The sequence below is a fragment of the Actinacidiphila cocklensis genome (assembly GCF_907177275.1).
Lineage (GTDB): Bacteria > Actinomycetota > Actinomycetes > Streptomycetales > Streptomycetaceae > Actinacidiphila > Actinacidiphila cocklensis.
Genome location: NZ_CAJSLV010000055.1, coordinates 122835 through 129188, shown reverse-complemented (window position 1 = coordinate 129188; position 6354 = coordinate 122835). Strand labels below are relative to the sequence as shown.

Annotated in this window: 6 protein-coding genes; 5 read left to right on the top strand and 1 reads right to left on the bottom strand. The window is 69.9% G+C overall.

Annotated elements, in window-relative coordinates; genetic code table 11:
• Window positions 1–153: 153 nt before the first annotated feature.
• Window positions 154–768 (top strand): TetR-like C-terminal domain-containing protein, encoded by a 615-nt coding sequence (locus tag NFU81_RS17535; protein ID WP_251490814.1) that lies wholly within the window; start codon window positions 154–156, stop codon window positions 766–768.
• A 43-nt stretch (window positions 769–811) separates the two neighbouring features.
• Here the strand turns inward: NFU81_RS17535 and NFU81_RS17530 are convergent, their stop codons facing one another.
• Window positions 812–1813, bottom strand: coding sequence for a beta-ketoacyl-ACP synthase III (locus NFU81_RS17530; RefSeq protein ID WP_251490812.1), 1002 nt, complete (start codon window positions 1811–1813; stop codon window positions 812–814).
• Between the two features lie 335 nt (window positions 1814–2148).
• Between NFU81_RS17530 and NFU81_RS17525 the strand changes: the two genes are divergently transcribed.
• The 4 genes from NFU81_RS17525 to NFU81_RS17510 all read left to right on the top strand — a co-directional run bounded on the left by NFU81_RS17525 (window position 2149) and on the right by NFU81_RS17510 (window position 6239).
• A complete protein-coding gene (locus NFU81_RS17525; protein ID WP_251490810.1) occupies window positions 2149–2625 on the top strand; it encodes a hypothetical protein in 477 nt (158 codons plus the stop codon).
• Between the two features lie 325 nt (window positions 2626–2950).
• Window positions 2951–4315, top strand: coding sequence for an ABC transporter substrate-binding protein (locus tag NFU81_RS17520; protein ID WP_422665223.1), 1365 nt, complete (start codon window positions 2951–2953; stop codon window positions 4313–4315).
• Window positions 4312–5322: a carbohydrate ABC transporter permease gene (locus NFU81_RS17515; protein WP_251490807.1), complete on the top strand. Its 1011-nt coding sequence runs from the start codon at window positions 4312–4314 to the stop codon at window positions 5320–5322. The genes NFU81_RS17520 and NFU81_RS17515 overlap by 4 nt, the downstream gene beginning before the upstream one ends.
• The gene (locus tag NFU81_RS17510) at window positions 5319–6239 is read left to right on the top strand and encodes a carbohydrate ABC transporter permease (protein ID WP_251490804.1); all 921 of its coding nucleotides are present in this window, start codon (window positions 5319–5321) and stop codon (window positions 6237–6239) included. Before NFU81_RS17515 ends, NFU81_RS17510 begins: the two co-directional genes overlap by 4 nt.
• Window positions 6240–6354 lie beyond the last annotated feature (115 nt).

The window sequence follows — 6354 nt, the reverse complement described above, 5'->3', positions numbered from 1 at the left end:
GCCGTGCTCCGGGTGCCGGCCGGGCAGCGGGCCGCGGCGGCGCCCGCCCTGCCGTGACCCGCGCGGGCCGCTGACACGGCGGCCGCGGCGCGTCCCCTACCGTAGGGAGCCGCCCGGAGTCGGCCCGGGCGGGCGAGGCGAAGGGGAGCGGTGATGTCCACGTCGTCGGCTGCGTACGGCCCGCAGGGGCCGCCCGGGCGCGGTCCCGATCCACGGGCGGCCAGGAGCAGGGCAGCGGCCCTCACCGCCGCGCAGGAGCTGCTGGTGGAGCAAGGGTGGGCGGCGGTGACGCATGTCGCGGTCGCCGCCCGCAGCGGGGTCGGGCGCACCACGCTGTACCGGCACTGGCCGGACACCTCCGGCATGCTCAGGGACGCGATCGTGCAGCGGATACAGGCCGCGCACATCACCCCCAGCGGCGATCTGCGCGCGGACCTGGTGGGCGAGCTGGACGCGCTGCGCAGGCTGCTGCACGACCCGGTCAGCGAGCACGGGATGCGGGCGGTGATCGAGAGGGCCGGCGCGGACCCGGAGTTCGCCGCGCTGAAGCAGGAGCTGTACGCGGCCGGCTCGCGGGTGCAGCGGGAGATCCTGGAGCGGGCGCGGGCGGCGGGCGAGCTGCCGTCCGGCCTGGATGTGGACCTGGCGATCGACCGGCTGGCCGGGCCGCTGGTCTACCGGCGGCTGCTGGCCGGCGGCGCGTTCGGCACCGACGTGGTCCGCGCGGTGGTCGACGGCTTCCTGGCCGCCGAGTCGCCGCGCCCCTGACCGCCCGGCCGCCGGACCGGCGGCCGGGCGGGCGCACCGGGGGTCAGGGCAGGGTCGCGACGAGGGCCGCGTAGGACAGCCCCGAGCCGTAGCCGAGCAGCAGGGCGGTGTCGCCGGTGGCGGCCTGCCCCGAGGCGAGCAGCGACTCCATCGCGAGCGGGATGGAGGCACCCGAGGTGTTGCCGGTGGTGACGATGTCCTTGGCGACCGCGACCCGGGCCGGCAGGCCCATGGACCGGGTCATCGAGTCGATGATCCGCTCGTTGGCCTGGTGCGGGACGAAGGCGTCGAGGTCGTCCGCGGTGATGCCGGCCGCCTCCAGCGCCTGGACGGCGACCTTGGACATCTCGTAGACCGCCCAGCGGAAGACCCGCTGCCCGTCCTGCCGCAGCGCGGGGAAGGGCTGGCCCGGGGCGTCCCGCAGCGCGTCCCACGGCACGCTCTGGGTGATGGCGTCGGCCTGGGAGCCGTCGGCGCCCCACACGACGGGGCCGATCCCGGGGGTCTCGGACGGGCCGACGACGACCGCGCCGGCGCCGTCACCGAAGATGAACGCGGTGGAGCGGTCGGTCAGGTCGAGGATGTCGGTCATCCGCTCGACGCCGACGACCAGCACGTGGCCGCCGCGGGCGCGCACCGCGTCGGAGGCCAGCGCGATGCCGTGCACGAAGCCCGCGCAGCCGGCCGAGATGTCGAAGCCCGCCGCACCGGTGGCGCCGATGCGGTGGCCGATCTCGGTGGCGATCGCGGGGGTCTGCTTGAGGTGCGTGAAGGTCGCGGCGATCACGCAGGTGATGGCGTCGGGGGTGAGCCCGGCCGCCGCGATCGCCTTGCTCGCGGCCTGTTCCGCCATGACGCCCAGGGTCTCGTCGGGTCCCGCCCAGCGGCGGGTGACGATGCCGGTTCTCGACCGGATCCACTCGTCGGTGGAGTCGATGTGCCGGCAGACCTCGGCGTTGTCGACGACCCGGCGGGGGCGGTATGCACCGACCCCGAGGATCCGGGTGTACCGCGCGCCTGCGGACACGGCGATCTCAGCTTTCATGGGAGCCTTTCAGGCCTTCGGCCGGGACGGGACCGGACCACGGTACCGGGGCATGATCTCTCCGATCCGCAGCGGATGCTGCCGGTTGCCGGGCTGCTGCCGGGACGGCGTCCGACCGGGCACCCATTGTATGGCGAGCGTATGTTCCGCGGGTGTTCGACCGGTCACCGGCGCGCGGCGGCGCAACGGTCCGGCAGGACGGCCGGTTCGGGTCTGCGCGGGCCGCCCCCGACGTCCCGGGCATTGCCAACGCGCGCCTGCGGGCCTCACGTTGGTGCCGTCATGGTCGGGTTCCGGGCGGCCCCCCCACGCCCGGGTCAGGGAAAGGACTCGATGTGCCCCGCAGACTCTCCGCCCTCGTGACGGCCGCCGCCGCCGTCGCCACCGCCGCCGCGGTGTCGGCCGGCGGCCCCGCCGCGGCAGCCGCTCCCCCCACCACCGGTGCGCCCTGCTCGAGCGCCACCACCGTCATCAGGATCGACGGGCTCGCCTTCGACCCGCCGTCCGTGCCCGCCGGCGGGACCTCGACGGCCACCCTCACCGCGACCAACTGCACCGGTGTCGACCGGACGGTCAGCGAGACGTGGGCCGGCCGGTTCCTGTCCGGCAGTTCCACCGGCTACCCGGCCGGCTGCCCGGTGATCGACCCGCTGCCCCGGTCCGTCACCTTCGCCCCGCATGAGCAGGTCGCGACGTCGACGGGCTACCTTGTCTTCCCCGGCTGCACGGCGGACCGGCTGCGGCTGACCGTCACGGTGAGCCAGGGCGGGGTCCCGCTGGCAAGCAGGACGGCCGATCTGCTCATCGGGTGACCTGCCACGCACAGTGGCCGCTGTACGCCCTTCACGGGGCGTACAGCGGCCACTGTGCGTGGTGCTGCGCGATGCCAACCGAAGCGAACATGTTTCAACACCGACTGGACATCACGGTCCGGCAACGCATCAGGATCAGGGCGTTGACGGCCCCCTGCATGTGGCGTAGAACTGCTCTGCAGTTGCGATGGCGTTTCATCTTGGTGACTTCTGTTGGAAACGGCTCGGCGCTAGTAGTCCGGTCAGAGCCTCCGCTCCGTCAGCATTTCGCCTTCAGCTCTCCCCACAAGTCCCCTATAAGCGCCCACACACACATGGAGGCACCATGTCGGACGTCGAGACGTCGGGAACCGGTACGGGCAGCAGCCCGTCCCCGTCGCGGAGGAATCTGCTCAGGGGCGCGGCCGGTGCCGCAGGGCTCGCGGCAGTTTCCGGCGGCCTGCTGACGGCGTGCAGCTCGGACTCCTCTGACGACAAGTCCAGCAGCTCGAAGAGCCCCGCCTCGGTGGCCGGCAGCACCGTCACCTTCGGGTCGAACTACTCCGACCCGGCGGCCAAGACCGCGTTCGCCGCACTCACCTCCGCGGCGACCGCGTCGTCCAAGGTGAAGGTGACCGTCAACACGGTCGACCACAACACCTTCCAGGACAACATCACCAGCTACCTGCAGGGCACCCCGGACGACCTGTTCACCTGGTTCGCCGGCTACCGCATGCAGTACTTCGCCGCGCAGGGCCTGGCCGAGCCGCTCGACGACGTCTGGGAGAAGATCGGCGGCAACTTCGGGCCTGCCGCCAAGCAGCTGTCCACCGGCCTTGACGGCCACCAGTACCTGGTGCCGCTCTACAACTACCCGTGGGTGGTCTTCTACAACAAGAGCGAGTTCGCCAAGCACAACTACACCGTCCCGACCACGTGGGACGAGTACATCGCGCTGGCCAAGCAGATGAAGACCGACAAGCTGATCCCGATCGCGTTCGCCGACAAGGACGGCTGGCCGGCGCTGGGGACCTTCGACATCCTCAACCTGCGGATCAACGGGTACGACTACCACACGCAGCTGATGACCCACAAGATCCCGTGGACCGACGCGGGCGTGGCCACGGTCTTCCAGCACTGGGCCGAGCTGATGCCGTACATGCAGTCCGGCGCCAACGGCCGCATCTGGCAGGACGCCGCCAAGACCCTGGAGGCCAAGCAGGCCGGCATGATGTTCCAGGGCACCAACCAGGTCGCCGCGCAGTACGTGACGGACAAGGCGAACCTGGCGGACCTGGACTTCTTCGTCTTCCCCGAGATCAACCCCAAGTGGGGCCAGGACTACATGGACGCGCCCACCGACGGGTTCATGCTGAGCAAGAAGGCCAAGAACAAGGACGCGGCCAAGGCGGTCCTGGAGTACATCGGCACCGGCCCGGCCGAGGCCGGGTACCTCAAGACCGACCAGTGGGACGTCGGCCTGGCCAACGGCGTGCAGGTGCCGACGTACAACGAGATCCAGAAGAAGTCGGTCACCGAGATCGGCAAGTGCAAGGCGGTCGCGCAGTTCATGGACCGTGACGCCGACCCGGCCATGGCCAAGGCGATGATCTCGATCATCCAGAAGTTCATCGACGACCCGAGCTCCGGCAACATCGCCTCGCTGCAGAAGAGCGCGGAGCAGCAGGCGAAGGCGATCTATACCTCATGAGTTCGACGTCCCACGTGGACACCGCGGCAGCGGCGCAGGACGGGGCTCCGGCCCCGGCCTCGCGCCGCCGCCGCGGTGTGCGCAGGCTCAGCCTCCGCGACCGCATAGCGGTCGCCCTGCTGCTGGGCATACCGCTGCTGCTCGACCTGGCCTTCGTGTGGTTCCCGGCGATCGGGACCGCGCTGCTGTCGTTCACCAAGTGGAACGGCGTCGGCAGCCTGCACACCGAGACCTGCAAGCCCAACGTCCCATCGATCCTGAACAACGGCTGCTGGTACGGGGTGCAGAACTACCACCAGGCAGCCACGATCTACCCCGAGTTCTGGCCCGCGGTCCGCCACAACCTCATCTGGCTGGCCGTGTTCGTCCTGATCGCCACCCCGCTGGGCATGCTCTTCGCGGTGCTGATCGACCGCGGTATCCGCGGCAGCCGTATGTACCAGAGCATCCTGTTCCTGCCGGTCATGCTCTCGCTGGCGCTGGTCGGGATCATCTGGGAGTTCATGTACTCGCAGAACTACGGCCTGATCAACACCGTCATCGGGCGGACCAGCGACAGCAACGCCATCGACTGGCTGGGCAATCCCCATCTGAACCTGTGGTCGGTGCTGGTCGAGGCGACCTGGCGGCAGTCCGGCTACGTGATGGTGCTGTACCTGGCCGGCCTCAAGGCGGTCGACCCGACGCTGCGCGAGGCGGCGCTGATGGACGGCGCCAACGCCTGGCAGACGTTCTGGCGGGTGATCTTCCCCGTGATGAAGCCGATCAACATCGTCGTCATGGTGGTCACCGTCATCGAGTCGCTGCGCGCCTTCGACCTGGTCTACATCACCAACAAGGGCATCAACGGCCTGGAACTGCTGTCGGTGCTGGTCACCTCGAACATCGTCGGTGAGACCCAGCGGGTCGGCTTCGGCTCCGCGCTCGGCGTGGTGCTGCTCATCATCTCTCTGGTGCCGATCTCGGTGTTCCTCTACCAGACGTTCCGCCGGGAGGAAGCGTCATGACGACCGAAGCCCTCACCGCGCCGGGGAAGGCGGCGACGCCGTCCGCCCCCGGCCGCAAGAGGACCCGGCCGTGGGGGCAGGTCGCCTCCCAGGCCTTCCTGATCACCGCGTCCGTGCTCTGGCTGCTGCCGATCGCGTTCGCGCTGTACGTGGCGGTCCGGCCGTACAGCGACACCCGGAAGTACGGCTACGTCTCGCTGCCGCACCACCTGACGCTGAAGAACTTCAGCGACGCGTGGACGCAGTCGGACATGCTGCACTTCTTCTGGAACTCGGTCCTCATCACGGTGCCCGCGGTGATCATCGTGCTGGCACTGGCGTCGGGTGTGGCCTTCGTGCTGACCCGGGTGGACGTGAAGTTCAACGTCGCGCTGCTGATCCTGTTCACGGCCGGCAACCTGCTGCCCCAGCAGGTGATCATCACCCCGCTGTACCGGCTGTACCTGAAGATCACGCTGCCGCACTTCGTCAGCGACAGCGGCCTGATGTACAACTCCATCTTCGGCCTGATCGCCATCAACGTGGCCTTCCAGCTGGGCTTCTGCGTCTTCGTGCTGAGCAACTACATGAAGTCGGTGCCCGAGGAGATGTACGAGGCCGCGCTCGTCGACGGGGCGTCGCTGTGGACCCGCTTCTGGCGGCTGACCATCCCGCTGTGCCGCCCGGCACTCGCGGCGCTGGCCACGCTGCTGACCACCTGGATCTACAACGACTTCTTCTGGGCGATCACCCTGATGTCGTCGGGCGACAAGCGGCCGGTGACCTCGGCGCTGGCGAACCTGCAGGGCCAGTTCGTCAGCAACCAGAACCTCATCGCGGCCGCCGCGATGATCGCGGCGGTGCCGACCCTGGTGGTCTACATCCTGCTGCAGAAGCAGTTCATCGCCGGCCTGTCGCTGGGCGCCAGCAAGGGCTGAGCGGCAGGGCGGTTCCACGGACGGGGCCGGTGGCGCGAGTGCGCCGCCGGCCCCGCCGCCGTGTTCCGGCCGCGGCGGCGGGAGGCATTGACAGGGGCTTGACCCGCTTCCATAG